Genomic DNA, 14,055 nt, shown 5'->3' on the forward strand with positions numbered 1-14,055 from the left:
TCCTTCTCCGGGTCCTGAGAATGGTGTTGCAGACCCCCACGGGCGTGCGGACCCCAGAACACAGGGGTCACCGTCCACGCGTGTGGGGACGACATATCAGCTTACGTGATCGTCTTAGATCTTCGAGACCTGGTTGAACGACAGCTCGACCGGAGTCTCACGGCCGAAGATCGAGACGAGCACCTTGAGCTTCTGCGACTCGGGGCTGATCTCGCTGACCGAGGCGGGCAGAGTGGCGAACGGGCCGTCCATGACCGTGACGGACTCGCCGATCTCGAACTCGACGGTCGGGCCGGTGCTGGTCTTGGCCGAGGACTTCTTGCTCTCCTCGGTCGGCTCGGGCGCCAGCAGTTTGGCGACCTCGTCGAGGTTGAGCGGGCTCGGCTTGTTGGACAGGCCCACGAAGCCGGTCACACCGGGCGTGTTACGCACGGCGGCCCAGGACTCGTCGGTCAGCTCCATGCGCACCAGCACGTAGCCGGGCAGCACGCGCTCCTTGACCGGCACCTTCTTGCCGCTCTTGAACTCCTGGACGGTGTGCGTCGGCACCTCGACCTGGAAGATGTAGTCCTCCATGTTGAGAGACACGTTGCGGCTCTCGATGTTGGACTTCACCCGGTTTTCGTAGCCGGCGTAGGAGTGGATCACGTACCACTCGCCGAGCTGACCCCGGAGTGAGCGCTTGAACTCCTCGACCGGGTCGACCTCAGGCAGGATGTCACCGTCTTCGTCGACGGCGGGAGCCTCGTCGGCGACCTCGTCCTCGTCGCCTTCGTCGCTGTCCGCGACGTCGGCGTCGAACTCGTCGACGGTCTCCTCAGTGGCCTTGGCGGCCTCTTCCGGCTCGGTGTCCCACTCCTCGCGGGACTCGTCCGCCGGCACTGAAGACTCGGACACGGTGACTTTTCCTCTTTCGTCGAATCGAATGGCGACCCCGTCGGCCGAAGCCGACGGTGTCCGGATCAGGATCCGCCGAAGACGCGGAGAACGGCCCAGCCGAGCGCGGCGTCGAAGCCGTACACGATCCCAACCATGATCAGAACGAATACCAGAACGACCGTGGTGTAAGTGATGAGATCCTTGCGTGTCGGCCAGATGACCTTACGCAGCTCGGTGACTACCTGCCGGTAGAAAAGGGCCGGCGAGGTGCGCGTCTTCTTCTCGCCACTAGGCTTACCTGCGGTCTCGCCGCGCGTGTCGATCGCCACAGTCCTCACCTGAATCTGTCGTATCCAACGCAGTTTGCGGCGCGCTTACACGCCATTGCGCGGACCGCACTCGCAGGGCACGAGGGACTCGAACCCCCAACCGCCGGTTTTGGAGACCGGTGCGCTACCAATTGCGCCAGTGCCCTATGTCGCCAACCACACTACCCTGATCAGCTCACTGCCTGGACCGAACCGCACGTCGACATGCGGCGGCACGACCAGGCGAAAGTGTATCCGGGTAATGCCCGCTACGTCGAACCAAAAGCCGATCGCCCAGGTCACGGGGCGCGTGGCAGCATGGACCCATGTCCACCCGACCTCGTATCTCCACCCGAATTTCCGCGATTTCCGAATCTGCCACGCTCGCCGTGGACGCCAAGGCGAAGGCGATGAAGGCGGCCGGCCGCCCGGTCATCGGCTTCGGCGCCGGCGAGCCCGACTTCCCGACGCCGGACTACATCGTCGAGGCGGCGGTCGCGGCGACGCACGATCCCCGCTTCCACAAGTACACCCCGGCCGGCGGCCTGCCCGAGCTCAAGAAGGCGATCGCCGCCAAGACGCTGCGCGACTCCGGCTACCAGGTCGAGGCGTCGCAGGTCCTGGTCACGAACGGCGGCAAGCAGGCCGTCTACCAGGCGTTCGCCACGCTGCTCGACCCGGACGACGAGGTCCTGGTGATCGCTCCGTACTGGACCACCTACCCCGAGGCGATCAAGCTGGCCGGGGGCGTCCAGGTCGACGTCGTCACGGACGAGACGACCGGCTACCTCGCGAGCGTCGAACAGCTCGAAGCGGCCCGCACCGAGCGCACCAAGGTCCTGCTGTTCGTCTCGCCGTCCAACCCGACGGGCGCCGTCTACTCACGCGAGCAGACGGAGGCGATCGGCCGCTGGGCCGCCGCCAACGACCTCTGGGTCGTCACCGACGAGATCTACGAGCATCTCGTGTACGGCGGCACGGAGTTCACCAGCATCGCCACGGCCGTCCCCGAGCTGGGCGACCGGGTCGTCATCCTCAACGGCGTGGCCAAGACGTACGCCATGACGGGCTGGCGGGTGGGCTGGCTGATCGGCCCGTCCGACGTGGTCAAGGCCGCGACGAACCTGCAGTCGCACGCCACGTCCAACGTCTCGAACGTGTCCCAGATGGCCGCTCTGGCCGCCGTCTCCGGCGACCTGTCGGCCGTGGCGGAGATGCGTGAGGCGTTCGACCGCCGCCGCCAGACGATGGTCCGGATGCTCAACGAGATCCCGGGCGTGCTCTGCCCGGAGCCGAAGGGGGCGTTCTACGTCTACCCCTCGGTCAAGGAGCTGATCGGCAAGGAGCTGCGCGGGCGTCGGCCGCAGTCGTCGGCCGAGCTGGCCGAGCTGATCCTGGAGGAGGCGGAGGTGGCGGTGGTGCCGGGCGAGGCGTTCGGCACGCCCGGATATTTCCGGCTTTCGTACGCCCTGGGGGACGACGATCTGGCGGAGGGCGTCAGCCGCCTGGCCAAGCTCCTCGCCGAAGCCCACTGACCGGCCCGCTCATCGGAGGCCGCGCGGGTCAGCCGACTCCCGCGGCCACCTTCTCGATGTCGCGGGCCAGTCCGGGCGTGGCGCCGATGTAGACCGCGGTGCCCGGCCGTTCCAGCCACATGAAGTTGCTCAGCCCGCCCCGCGTGCGCCAGCGCAGGGCGGGCTTGCCGTGGTAGGAGCCCAGGCTCGACCGGCTGACCAGCGTGGCGAACCGCTCGGCACCATGAACCCCGCACACCACGGCGACGAGCAGTTCCTCGTCGTTCCTGCGCCATCGCACGCCCCGCACCTTGAGCTGCTCGCGCAGCGACTTCACCCGCGCGAACCTGCCCGCGCGTTCCACCCCCGCGGGCAGGTTCCCGATGTCGAGCTCTCCGGAGTCGCAGGTCAGAGACGTGTTCGCCAGCTCGGCCCGGCTCGGTTCCGGTGTGGCCGTGTTCGCCTCCTGTTCCGCCTCCGGCACAGCGGGTCCGCCGCACGCGGTCAGCGCGAACACGAGGAAGACCGCTGCCAGGCGTCGCATAGCCCCCCATGACTTCGAGTGAAATACCGCAGAAAAGGTCCCTAGTCTCCTACAGGAGCCCTGACCGAGGCGGCAACACGAAGGAGTTCGTCACTCAAGGATTCGCTGACCCGGATCCACGCTCCGGTGCCCGCTCGCTCCAGCCAGACGATCATCAGGCCGCCCCCGGGATACCTGCCGACCAGGGCGGGTCTGCCGCGGACGGTGGAGTCCCTGGGGGTTCGGAGCGAGATCCGCCGCTGGTAGGTGAGCCAGTCGGCGGCCACCGGACCGTGCTCGACCCGCACCTCGACGTACCGGCCGTGGGTGGCGCCCGGCCCGGTCCTGGGGGCGAATCTGGCCCAGGCGCCCTGGTCGGGTTCGATCGCTCCCCCGTCGGCGCGATCCAGCCCGGCGGGCAGGTAGGTGAGCCAGAAGTCGTTCGAGACCACCGCGATCCGGGGCACCGCGGTGGAAGCGGTGACGGTCGCACCCCGGACGGGGGCCGGGGCGGGCGCGGGTGCGGGCGCCGGGGCAGTCGCCCCACCCGCGACCGGCGAAGGCCCATCGGTCCGTACCAGTGGGGGCGCCCCCACTGATACGGGATGAACCCGCCCGAATCCGGAGGAGAACAGCCCGTAGATGATCGAGGCAGTGGCCCCGAGCGCGAGGAACGCCAGCATCGCGCGCAGCGCCTGACCGCTGGTCCCGCCCTCCGGCATCATGCACGGTAGATCCCCGGTCTGATCTCACCCGTACCGCCCATTCACTTGATGGGTTCGATCCCTTCGGCGATCTTCTTCAGCTCGGTCCCCGCGTCGATCTTTTTCGCATAGTCCGGGCTGATATACACCTCGACCGCCAGCCCTCGGCGCAGCGTCCAGCCGATGGTGCTCGTCGAGACGTCGTCGTCCTCGGCGGCGACTTCACCGCCTTCGGTGATCTTCGTGAGGTAGGCCCGCTTGCCACCGATGTCGGTGGTTTCGGCGCCCTTGCTGGAGTACGTCGTCAGATGCTGCGCGATCTGCTTGCTCGCCTCACCCGTGAACACGACCACCTGAACGGAGTAGAGGCCCTCTTCCTGTCCGGGCTCCACGAAACTGGTCGTGTAGCTCGTCTTGCCGAAGCCGTTCTTGCCCGACCACTTGCCCCATTCGAGCCCCTCGGGCAGGTAGCCGATATGGATGCCGCCGAACTTCCGGCCGTCGCCCAGGTCGCCGAGGTCCTGCGGCACCGAGGATTCCGGGCCCACGGTGAGCTGCACATTCGTCCCCCTCGTCACCTCCTGACCGGCTGTGGGGCTCTGCATGCGCACCTGGCCCGTGTCGGTGGCCGTCTCCGGGTCATCGACGACCAGTCCGGCCTGCTTCAGCGCCTCGACCGCCTCGGCGACGGGCTTGCCGACGACGTCCGGGACGATCACCGAGTCCACCACGGCCCGGTCCGGGCCGGTGGCGGCGTGCTGGGTCTTGGCGGGTTCCGCCGAGTTCAGCAGCGCCGACCCGGCCACCGCGACCAGGGCGGTGGCGAGGGCGGCGCCGGCCGTACGGAATCTGATCACGTGCGCGCGGTGGCGGCGGCGCACGTCCCTGCCCAGCGACGGCGTGGCCCGCACGTCGGCGACGTGCGCGGCCATGGCCTCGGCCAGGGCGTCTTCAACCTTCATCGGGTCGCTCCTTCTGCGAGGGTCATGCGTTCGCGGATCTTGGCGAGGCCCCGGGCCGCCTGGCTCTTCACCGTGCCGAGCGAGCAGCCGAGCAGCGACGCGGTGGCCGCCTCCGACTGGTCCTCCCAATAGCGAAGGACGATCACCGCCCGCATCTTCGGCGGCAGCCTGCGCAGCTCGTCGATGAGCGTGTCGCGCAGGTCCAGGTCGGGGGAGTTCGCGGCGGTGTCGGGCGGCCGGGCGAACGTGATCTCCTGTATGACGCGCCGTCGCCGTGCCCGGCTGATCGCCGCGTTCACGACGACCTTCCGCGCGTACGCCTCGGGGTTGTCGTGCCGGATCCGAGGCCAGTGCCGGTAGACCTTCTCCAGGGCGTGCTGGACCAGGTCCTCGGCGTCGTGGTGGGTGGCTCCGCAGACCAGGATCGCGGTGCGTGACAACGAGGTGCCGCGGGCGGCGAGGAACTCGTCGAATGCCGTTTCGTCTTCATCCGTCATGAGCGGGGTCCCCTTTCGCCCCTCCCAACGCGCGAACGCCCGGACAGGTTGAGTGGCAAGATATGGAAATGCCACGCCCGCTTGACCTGCTGCCCAAGGCTCATCTGCACTTGCACTTCACCGGCTCGATGCGGCATACGACGCTGATCGAGCTGGCTCGCGAACAGGGCCTGCACCTGCCCGACGCACTGGAGCAGGATTGGCCGCCCCAGCTGCGCGCCACCGACGAGCGGGGCTGGTTCAGGTTCCAGCGACTGTACGACATCGCCAGGTCGGTGCTGTGGCGGCCGGAGCACGTCTACCGGCTGGTGCGCGAGACGGCCGAGGACGAGGCGGCGGCCGGGTCGCGGTGGCTGGAGATCCAGGTGGACCCGTCGGGGTTCGCGCAGCGGTTCGGCGGGTTGACGGCGACACTGGAGCTCATGCTGGACGCCGCCGCCCAGGGCGCCGCCCGGGCGGGCATCGGGATCGCGGTGATCGTGGCGGCCAACCGCACCAGGCACCCGCTCGACGCCAACACGCTGGCCAGGCTCGCGGCTCAATACCTGGACAAGGGGGTCGTCGGGTTCGGGCTGTCGAACGACGAGCGTCGCGGTGCGGCCCGGGAGTTCGAGCGGGCGTTCCGCATCGCCAAGCGCGCCGGGCTCCTGGCCGTACCGCATGGGGGTGAGTTGCTCGGGGCCCGTAGCGTCGCGCAGTGCGTGGACGACCTCGGCGCGGATCGCGTCGGGCACGGGGTGCGGGCGGCGGAGGATCCGTGGCTGATGGAACGGCTGGCCGAGCGGCAGATCTGCTGCGAGGTGTGCCCGACCTCGAACGTGGGCCTGGGGGTCGTCGAGCGGGTGGCGGACGTGCCGTTGCGCAGGCTGTTCGACGCGGGGGTGCCGATCGCGTTGGGGGCCGATGACCCGTTGCTGTTCGGGGCGCGGTTGTTGCGGCAGTACGAGCTGGCGCGGGAGGTCTACGGCTTCGGCGACGCGGAGGTCGCCGAGCTGGCACGGCAGTCGATCAAGGCGTCCACGGCGCCGGAGGGCGTGCGCAAGGAGCTGCTGAAGGAGATCGACGATTGGCTGGCCTCACCGGAGTGAGGCGGCTATTTCGGCGGCGTGCTCCTTGGTGCCGGCTCCTTCCAGGCGGTAGCCGGTGGTGCCGGACTGCCAGATGAGGGTGGGTTCGGCCTGGCGCAGGGGGACCGACGTGCCGTCCTCGCGCTTGATGTAGCCGAGGGGGTGCGAGCCGCCGAGCCACCAGGCGGTGACGCCCGCGACCTGGATGTCCTCGGGCCAGGGTGGGCCCAGGGTTTTGAAGAAGTACGGGCTGGGCGTGCCGTCGAACTGGTCCAGGCGGATGCCGCCCGGCCAGAACATCGACGCCACGCGGCCGTTGTCGCTCACCGTGGCGCGCTCGGGGGTGCCCAGCGCGGTGGGGGTCTTGATGGAGAACCTCACCTGCTTGGCCAGGTCTGCCGGGGCCACCGTGTGCTCGCCCGGCAGCGGGGTGGGGGTGGTGACGGGTTGGGGGGTGGAGTCGCCCAGGCGTAGCTCGATGCCGGCGTAGTGGAGGATCGCGCGAACGGCGGCGCGGCCTTGGGGGGTTGCGGCGGTGATGGCTATGACGGCCAGGACGATGGCCGTCACGATCTGCCATCTGGCCCGCCGCCTGCGTTGCGCCGGAAGCCGCCGCTCATCGTCTCGCCGACCCGGCGCCGGGGGGTGCCGCCTGGCGCCGGGCACACCGGGCACACCGGGCGCCTCGGGGGCGGCCTCGGGCGTCACCTCGGGCGTCACCTCGGGTGTCACCTCGGGCGTCGTCTCGGGAGTTGCTTGGGGGGTCGCAGGCGTGTCCGGGGTGGGCTCCAGGCGGGCGCGGACGGCTGCCGCCACGTCGTCCGGCGGTGGGTTGGGGACGTCGAGGAAGCCGGCGAGGGCCGTGAGTTCGGCGGCCAGGTCGTCGAAGGGGTCATGCGAGCTCACTGCCCACCTCCTCCCTGAGCCTCGCGAGGCCGCGATGCGTGGTGGACTTGACGGTGCCGAGCGGCCAGTCGAGCACCTGGGCGGTTTCCGCTTCCGACAGCTGTAAGAAGTACCGGCAGACGACCGCCTGACGTTCCCGTTCGGGCAGGTGGCGTACCGCCTCCAGCAGGCGGGCGCGCCGGTCCGTGGCGACGGCCGAGCCCGCCGGGTCGTCGGGGGCCGTGACGTCGGTCGTGGCGTTGAGACGTACGGCGAGCTCGGATCTGCGCCCGCGCGACCGGGTCAGGTTGTGCGTCTCGTTGGCCACGATCCGCAGCAGCCATGGCCGGAAAGGGGCGTCCCTGCGGAAGGACGACAGATGCCTGAACGCCTTGACGAACGCCTCCTGCACCACGTCCTCGGCCTCGTCCCCCGCCCCGAGCATCGCGGCGGTGCGGTGCGCGAGCGCGCTGTAGCGGGCGACCAGCGCCTCGTAGGCGGACAGGTCACCGGCGAGCGAGCGGCTTATCGCCTCGTCATCGTCCATGGACGAGTCAGATTTCACCGCATTTAAGGGGGTTCAGGGAAGGGCGGTTGGCACATCAGGTGACCATCGGCGCTGCTGGGGCATTAGACTCGGGCAAATCCATGAGCCCTTCGAAGGAACGGCACTATGTCTTCTGGGTATGACCGTGTAGTACAACCGGCGGCCGGCGACGAGGCCCTGGAGAACCACCTAGGTGGGGACGAGGCCAAGAACTATCGGCAGTACGAGTTCGACATGGTCGCCCCGCATGTCGGTCGTTCGATGCTGGAGATCGGCTCTGGGCTGGGACATTTCGCCGAGCAGTTCCTGCCGCGTCTTGACCGGCTCGTGGTGAGCGACTTCGACCCCTACTGCGTCGAGCAGCTCGGCAAGCGCTTCGAGGGACGCGACGACATCAGCGTGCTGCAGTTCGGGCTGCCGACCGAGATCCCGCTTGAGGACAAGGTCGACACCGTCGTGCTGATGAACGTCCTGGAGCACATCGAGGAGGACGCCGAGGCGCTGCGTTCGCTGGCCAGGGTCACGCAGCCCGGCGGGCGGATCATCATCTGGGTGCCCGGCTACATGCAGCTTTATGGAGACTTCGACCGCAAGGTCGGGCACGTCCAGCGCTACACCCCCAAGACCCTGGGCGCGACGGTCGCCAAGGCGGGGCTGGAGGCCGAGGTGCTGAAGCCGATCAACTTCCTGGGCGGCATCGCCTGGTGGGCGGCCGTCCGCCGGGGCGGCGTGGGCTACCCGGATCCGCGTCTCGTGAAGATCTATGACCGGACGGTGGTCCCGGCCACGCGCCTCATCGAGCGCTTCATCCGGCCTCCGTTCGGGCAGACCGTCTTCTGCGTCGCGCGCGTACCCCAGTAACCACCTCAGCCGCCACCGGCGAGCGGGGCGGCTGAGGGGCCCGGGCCGGTGGAGGAGGGCCCGGGCGGGGATGGCTGGTGCGGCCGGCTATTTGATGGAGCCAGCCGTCAGACCTCCCACCACCTTTCGCTCGATCAGAGCGAAGAGGATGATCACTGGGATGGTGGCGATCACCGAGCCGGCGAAGAGGTTCTGCCAGTCCACCTGGTATTGACCGATGAACGAGTTGAGCGCCACCGTCAGTGGCTGGTTCGCCGGTGTCGTGGTCAGCGTCAACGCCACCACGAACTCGTTCCACGCGGCGATGAAGGTGAAGATCAGCGCGGTGATGACCCCGGGCATGGCCAGCGGCAGCGTGATCCGGAACAGCGCCCCGAAGCGCCCGTTGCCGTCGATGAACGCCGCCTCCTCCAGCTCGCGCGGGATCGAGGAGAAGTACGCGTTCAGGATCCACACCGCGAACGCCAGGTTGAACCCGCCGTTGACCAGGATCAGCGACCAGATCGAGTCCACCAGCCCGAACTGGAAGAACTCCCGGTAGATGCCGACCAGCATGGCCGTCGGCTGGAACATCTGGGTGATCAGCACCAGGATCAGGAACGCCGTGCGTCCCCTGAAGTTGTGCCGGGCCGAGTAGTACGCGGCCGGCAGCGCCACCAGCAGCACCAGAACGGTCGAACCCGCCGCCACCTTGAGCGTGACCATGAGGTTCCCGGCCAGGCCGCTGGTCCAGAAGTTGGCCAGGTTCGACCACTCCCACTGCGACGGGAAGAACGTCGCGTCGCGCAGCGTCTCCTGGGGACGCAGCGAGGTGAGCAGCATCACCACGTACGGGAACAGGAAGATGAGCGCGATCACGTACGCGCTGCCCGCGACGATCACGGTCTTGAGCTTGGGCATCCGGCGCGCGGGGGTGCGGTGGGCCTTGGCGTGGTGGTGCGTGGCCAGCGTCGGCGCGGTCTTGACGGCCATCACGCCACCTCCTTGTTCCAGCGGGACACCTTGAGGAAGATGGCGGTCAGGATGATCACCATGCCGAAGTTGACGACCGACATGGCGGCGGATTCGCCGATGTTGGAGCCCTTGAGGATGAACATCAGGATCGTCGAGGTCGCCGTCGAGTATCCGGGCTGACCGTGCGTCATCGCCCAGATGATCGGGAAGCTGTTGAAGACGTTCATGACGTTGATCAGCGCGGCGACGGTCAGGGCGGGCCGGAGCAGCGGCAGGGTGATCGACCAGTACGTCCGCAACCGGGTGGCGCCGTCCATCTTGGCGGCCTCGTAGACGTCGGCGGGGATCGTCGCCAGACCGGCCAGCAGCGCGTACGTGGTGAACGGCACCGACACGAAAACCGCCACGAAGATCAGCCACGGCATCGCCGTCGATGCGTCGCCGAGCTGGTCGGCCGAGGCCCCGCCCATCGCGTCGATCAGGCCGAGCTTGAACCTGATCTGGTTGATGACGCCGACCTCCGGGTCGAGCATCCACTTGAAGATGATCGCCGTCATCAGCACCGAGGCCGCCCACGGCGCGATCAGCGCCCAGCGGGCCACCTTACGGCCGGGGAAACGCTGGTTGAAGAGCTGGGCCAGGGCCAGCGAGATCAGCACGGTCAGGGCGACGACCGCGACCACCCAGATCACGCTGCGGACCATGATGTCGGCGAAGTCCTTCTCACCGAACAGTTTTTCGTAGTTCGCCACGCCGTTCCCGCCCTGGACCACACCGAACCGGCTGATCTTCAGAAACGACGAGCGGATCATCTCGACCACCGGCCAGAGCACGACCAGGGCGATCAGTACGACAGCAGGCCCGACCCAGGCTAGGGGCTCCAGGGCGCGCAACCTTTTCATGCGAAACCTTCCATAACGGTACGGCCAGCGCTCTGGACGCGGAGCGCCGGCCGTACGGGCCCCCGAAGGGTCAGCTGCCCTCGGCGGTCTTCTGGAGTTCGCCGAGCACCTTGGCCGGATCGTCCTTGACGGCCCCGCCGATGGTCTGCTTGATCGCCGGGTTCACCTCGGCCCACTTGGGGTCCTGGAACGGGTAGAAGCTGGCGTTGGGCAGCGCGTCGAGGAACGGCTTGAGCTTCTCGTCGCTCGACAGCTTCTGGATGCCGCCGTTGGTCACGGGCAGCAGCTTGTAGGTGTCGCTGATCTTCTGCGCGGCGCTGCCGGTGTAGAAGAAGTCGAAGAACTTCTTGATCTCGGCGGCGTGGCCGTTCTTGTTGAACGCCATGATCCAGTCCATGACGCCCAGCGTGGTGTCGAGCGGGCCGGCCTTGCCGGGGATCGGCGCGACGCCGTAGTTCTTCAGCCCGGCCGCGTCGAAGATCGGGATGGACATCGGGCCGCCGTTGACCATGCCGACCTTGCCGGCGCCGAAGTCCTCCCAGACGGTCTTACGGTCCTTGGTGCCCGGGTTCGGGGTGGTCAGGCCGGCGTTGACCAGGCCCTTCACGTAGTTGAACGTCTCGACGTTCTGCGGGGAGTTGATCGCCCACTTGCCGGAGGCGTCCTTGTAGCCGCCGCCGTTGCCGAGCATCCACAGGAACGACTCGGCCTGGGCCTCCTCCTGCCCGAGCGGGAGGCCGAACGGCTGGCTGACGCCGGCCTTCTTCAGCTTCTCGGCGTCGGCCTTGAGCTCGTCCCAGGTCTTGGGCGGCTCGGCGATGCCGGCCTTCGCGAACAGGTCCTTGTTGTAGAACAGGGCGCGGGCCGAGGACACGAACGGGATGCCGTACGCGGCGCCGTCGACCTTGCCGAAGTCGGCGAACTTCTGCAGCATGTCGCCGGAGACGTTGGGCGACAGGACCTCGTCGACCTTGTAGAGGAGCTGGTCCTTGACGAAGCCGGAGTAGTCGCCGGTCTGCAGGATGTCGGGCACCTGGCCGTTCTGGACCATGGTGGCGACCTGCTTGTCGATGTCGTTCCAGTTGATGACCTGGACGTCGACCTTGATGTTCGGGTTCGCCGCCTGGAACTCGTCCACGACGCCCTTCCAGAACGTCTCACCAGAGTTCGGCTTGCCTGGGCCGTCGCCGTAGTCGGCGGCGACCATCTTGAGCGTCACCGCGCCGCCCGCGGAGGCCTTCGGGGTGCTCCCGGAATCGCCTCCCGAGCCGCAGCTGGACAGGACCAGCACGGTCGCCAGGCCGAGAGCGGCGCCGCCCACAAGTTTCATGTTCACCGAAAGTACCGCCTTCTCATCGGACGGGTCTCGCTGGTCCGTACCAGCCGCCGGGCGCGTGAGCCGCAGCTCAACGCGTTTGCGTCAGAGTAAGCCCCGATTTGGCGTCTGGTCTATACCGGTTGGTCTCGGTTTGAAAACACTAGGACGCGAAAAACCTCACAACCGGTCTAGACCGCGCGTCAGAGGATCTTTCTCCGGACGTTCTCCCCGCCCTGCGGTGACCCGATCCACGGCCCGTCGATGGACGGGTCGAGAATGCCCTCCTCGACGAAGGTGTAGCGGCCTTCGAGGACGTAGCGGGCCAGCCGCGCGTCCTGGCTGTCGCTGTTGTCCCAGAGCCTGGCGAACAGTGCCTCGGCCCGCCGCCGCGCCTGCTGGCAGAACGTGTCCGCCAGCTCGTACGGCCGCCGCCCCAGGTCGTGGGCGTCCTCCTCGGCCTTGACGCAGACCGCCGTCATGGCGAAAAGTTCGGCCCCGATGTCGATGATCCGGCCGAGGAACGACTGCTTGTGTTCGAGCCGCCCCTGCCAGCGGGACATCCCGTAGAAGGTGGACCGGGCCAGCTTCCTGCTGGTCCGCTCGACGAAGCGCAGGTGGGCGGCCAGCGGGCCGAACTCGGCGTAGCCGGCGGGCAGGTTGCCGCTGCCCGCGACCAGGGTCGGCAGCCAGCGGGCGTAGAAGCGGCCGGCCTGCCGCAGCGCCTGCGCGCGTTCCTTCCTGGACGCGTCGGGGTTGATGAGCTCCCCGGCCGCCGACAGGTGGGCGTCGACCGCCTCGCGGGTGATCAGCAGCCGCATGATCTCGGAGGAGCCCTCGAAGATCCGGTTGATCCGCGAGTCGCGCAGCATCTGCTCGACCGGCACCCCGCGCTCGCCCCGCGCGACCAGCGACTCGGCGGTCTCGTAGCCGCGCCCGCCCCTGATCTGGACCAGTTCGTCGAGCACCTGGTAGGACAGCTCGGAGGCGTAGAGCTTGGCCAGCGCGGCCTCGATCCTGATGTCGTTGCGCTGGTCGTCGGCCATGCGGCTGGTCAGCTCGCAGACGGCCTCCAGGGCGTAGGCGGTGGCCGCGATGAAAGCGATCTTCGTGGCGACGGCTTCGTGCTCACCGATCTTGCGCCCCCACTGAACGCGGGCGTTGCCCCACTCGCGAGCGATCTTCACCGCCCACTTGGCGTTGCCCGCGCAGGTGGCGGGCAGCGACAGGCGCCCGGTGTTGAGCGTGGTGAGAGCGATCTTCAGCCCCTCGCCCTCACGCCCGATGAGGTTCTTGGCAGGCACTCTGACCTGGGAGAACTCGGTGACACCGTTCTCGATGCCCCTGAGTCCCATGAACGCGTTGCGCCGCTTCACCGTGATGCCGGGCGAGTCGGCCTCGACCACGAACGCGCTGATCTTCTTGCCGGTACGGGCCATGACCACGAGCAGGTCGGCGACCACGCCGTTCGTCGTCCACAGCTTGACGCCGTCGAGCACGTAGTCGTCGCCGTCCCTGACGGCGGTCGTGGCCAGCCGCGCCGGGTCGGAGCCCACGTCCGGCTCCGTCAGCAGGAACGCCGACACCTCGCCGCGCGCGCACCTCGGCAGGTACTCCCGCTTCTGCTCCTCGGTGCCGAACAGCTTGAGCGGCTGCGGCACCCCGATCGACTGGTGCGCCGACAGCAGCGTGGCCAGCGCCGGGCAGTAGGACCCGACGAGTATGAGCGCGCGGCAGTAGTACAGGTACGGCAGGCCCAGCCCGCCGTACTCCTCACTGATCGTGATCCCGAACGCCCCGAGCCCGGCCAGTCCCTTGACCACCTCGTCGGGCACCTGCGCGGTCCGCTCGATCGCGGCGGGATCGACGTGCGTGTCCAGATACCTCCGGACGGCTCTGACGAAGTCCTCCCCGCGCTTGGTCGCCTCGTCGGCCAGCGTGGGTGCGGGATAGACCAGGTCGAGGCGGAAGTCTCCAAGGAACAGCTGCTTCGCGAAGCTCGGGCGGGTCCACTCCTTCTCGCGGGCCTGCTCGCCGAGCTCTCTCGCCTTTGCGTAGTCGGTCATCGCGTCCCTCTTCCGTTCGGTGAGGGGTTTCTTTCCTTTTACGGCAAGCATGGGTTGCCCGCCACCCGCCG

Annotated in this window: 15 protein-coding genes and 1 tRNA gene; 3 read left to right on the forward strand and 13 right to left on the reverse strand. The window is 68.3% G+C overall.

Going from position 1 to position 14,055, the window contains the following annotated elements:
* Nucleotides 1–114: 114 nt before the first annotated feature.
* From nusG to AB0F17_RS24020, 3 genes are all read right to left on the reverse strand, one after another.
* Nucleotides 115–897, reverse strand: a complete 783-nt coding sequence (gene nusG, locus AB0F17_RS24010; RefSeq protein ID WP_358026439.1) for a transcription termination/antitermination protein NusG — start codon at nucleotides 895–897, stop codon at nucleotides 115–117.
* Between the two features lie 65 nt (nucleotides 898–962).
* The gene (gene secE, locus AB0F17_RS24015) at nucleotides 963–1,208 is read right to left on the reverse strand and encodes a preprotein translocase subunit SecE (RefSeq protein WP_358026442.1); all 246 of its coding nucleotides are present in this window, start codon (nucleotides 1,206–1,208) and stop codon (nucleotides 963–965) included.
* A gap of 73 nt (nucleotides 1,209–1,281) precedes the next feature.
* Nucleotides 1,282–1,354: transfer RNA gene (locus AB0F17_RS24020), tRNA-Trp, on the reverse strand.
* 159 nt (nucleotides 1,355–1,513) lie between these two features.
* Here AB0F17_RS24020 and AB0F17_RS24025 point away from each other — a divergent pair.
* Nucleotides 1,514–2,722 carry a pyridoxal phosphate-dependent aminotransferase gene (locus AB0F17_RS24025; protein WP_358026445.1) on the forward strand — a complete coding sequence of 403 codons (1,209 nt, stop codon included), beginning with the start codon at nucleotides 1,514–1,516 and terminating at the stop codon, nucleotides 2,720–2,722.
* Nucleotides 2,723–2,750: 28 nt separating this feature from the next.
* Here the strand turns inward: AB0F17_RS24025 and AB0F17_RS24030 are convergent, their stop codons facing one another.
* From AB0F17_RS24030 to AB0F17_RS24045, 4 genes are read right to left on the reverse strand one after another with little or no spacing between them, the layout of a single operon-like run.
* Nucleotides 2,751–3,245 carry a hypothetical protein gene (locus AB0F17_RS24030; protein WP_358026447.1) on the reverse strand — a complete coding sequence of 165 codons (495 nt, stop codon included), beginning with the start codon at nucleotides 3,243–3,245 and terminating at the stop codon, nucleotides 2,751–2,753.
* Nucleotides 3,246–3,286: 41 nt separating this feature from the next.
* On the reverse strand, nucleotides 3,287–3,949 hold the full coding sequence (locus tag AB0F17_RS24035) for a hypothetical protein (RefSeq protein WP_358026449.1): 663 nt from the start codon (nucleotides 3,947–3,949) through the stop codon (nucleotides 3,287–3,289).
* Nucleotides 3,950–3,990: 41 nt separating this feature from the next.
* Nucleotides 3,991–4,890 carry a PASTA domain-containing protein gene (locus AB0F17_RS24040; protein ID WP_358026451.1) on the reverse strand — a complete coding sequence of 300 codons (900 nt, stop codon included), beginning with the start codon at nucleotides 4,888–4,890 and terminating at the stop codon, nucleotides 3,991–3,993.
* A complete protein-coding gene (locus tag AB0F17_RS24045) occupies nucleotides 4,887–5,387 on the reverse strand; it encodes a SigE family RNA polymerase sigma factor (RefSeq protein ID WP_358026453.1) in 501 nt (166 codons plus the stop codon). Before AB0F17_RS24045 ends, AB0F17_RS24040 begins: the two co-directional genes overlap by 4 nt.
* Before the next feature lie 68 nt (nucleotides 5,388–5,455).
* Between AB0F17_RS24045 and AB0F17_RS24050 the strand changes: the two genes are divergently transcribed.
* On the forward strand, nucleotides 5,456–6,475 hold the full coding sequence (locus AB0F17_RS24050; RefSeq protein WP_358026456.1) for an adenosine deaminase: 1,020 nt from the start codon (nucleotides 5,456–5,458) through the stop codon (nucleotides 6,473–6,475).
* On the opposite strand, the gene AB0F17_RS24055 is transcribed toward AB0F17_RS24050, so the two are convergent.
* Both AB0F17_RS24055 and AB0F17_RS24060 read right to left on the reverse strand, forming a co-directional pair.
* A complete protein-coding gene (locus AB0F17_RS24055) occupies nucleotides 6,464–7,360 on the reverse strand; it encodes a hypothetical protein (protein ID WP_358026459.1) in 897 nt (298 codons plus the stop codon). The two genes, AB0F17_RS24050 and AB0F17_RS24055, sit on opposite strands and share 12 nt — an antisense overlap.
* Entirely contained in the window at nucleotides 7,347–7,886 is a 540-nt protein-coding gene (locus AB0F17_RS24060) for an RNA polymerase sigma factor (protein WP_358026462.1), read from the reverse strand. The genes AB0F17_RS24055 and AB0F17_RS24060 overlap by 14 nt, the downstream gene beginning before the upstream one ends.
* Before the next feature lie 126 nt (nucleotides 7,887–8,012).
* On the opposite strand from AB0F17_RS24060, the gene AB0F17_RS24065 reads away from it, so the two are divergent.
* Complete coding sequence (locus tag AB0F17_RS24065) at nucleotides 8,013–8,747, forward strand: class I SAM-dependent methyltransferase (RefSeq protein WP_214643282.1); 735 nt, start codon at nucleotides 8,013–8,015, stop codon at nucleotides 8,745–8,747.
* 87 nt (nucleotides 8,748–8,834) lie between these two features.
* On the opposite strand, the gene AB0F17_RS24070 is transcribed toward AB0F17_RS24065, so the two are convergent.
* The 4 genes from AB0F17_RS24070 to AB0F17_RS24085 all read right to left on the reverse strand — a co-directional run bounded on the left by AB0F17_RS24070 (nucleotide 8,835) and on the right by AB0F17_RS24085 (nucleotide 13,984).
* Nucleotides 8,835–9,719 carry a carbohydrate ABC transporter permease gene (locus AB0F17_RS24070; RefSeq protein WP_358026465.1) on the reverse strand — a complete coding sequence of 295 codons (885 nt, stop codon included), beginning with the start codon at nucleotides 9,717–9,719 and terminating at the stop codon, nucleotides 8,835–8,837.
* Nucleotides 9,719–10,603 carry a sugar ABC transporter permease gene (locus AB0F17_RS24075; protein ID WP_358026468.1) on the reverse strand — a complete coding sequence of 295 codons (885 nt, stop codon included), beginning with the start codon at nucleotides 10,601–10,603 and terminating at the stop codon, nucleotides 9,719–9,721. Before AB0F17_RS24075 ends, AB0F17_RS24070 begins: the two co-directional genes overlap by 1 nt.
* 70 nt (nucleotides 10,604–10,673) lie before the next feature.
* Nucleotides 10,674–11,933: an extracellular solute-binding protein gene (locus tag AB0F17_RS24080; RefSeq protein ID WP_358026471.1), complete on the reverse strand. Its 1,260-nt coding sequence runs from the start codon at nucleotides 11,931–11,933 to the stop codon at nucleotides 10,674–10,676.
* A gap of 188 nt (nucleotides 11,934–12,121) precedes the next feature.
* Nucleotides 12,122–13,984: an acyl-CoA dehydrogenase family protein gene (locus tag AB0F17_RS24085; protein ID WP_358026473.1), complete on the reverse strand. Its 1,863-nt coding sequence runs from the start codon at nucleotides 13,982–13,984 to the stop codon at nucleotides 12,122–12,124.
* Between the last annotated feature and the right edge of the window lie 71 nt (nucleotides 13,985–14,055).

This window comes from Nonomuraea sp. NPDC026600 (assembly GCF_040638335.1).
Taxonomy (GTDB): Bacteria; Actinomycetota; Actinomycetes; order Streptosporangiales; family Streptosporangiaceae; genus Nonomuraea.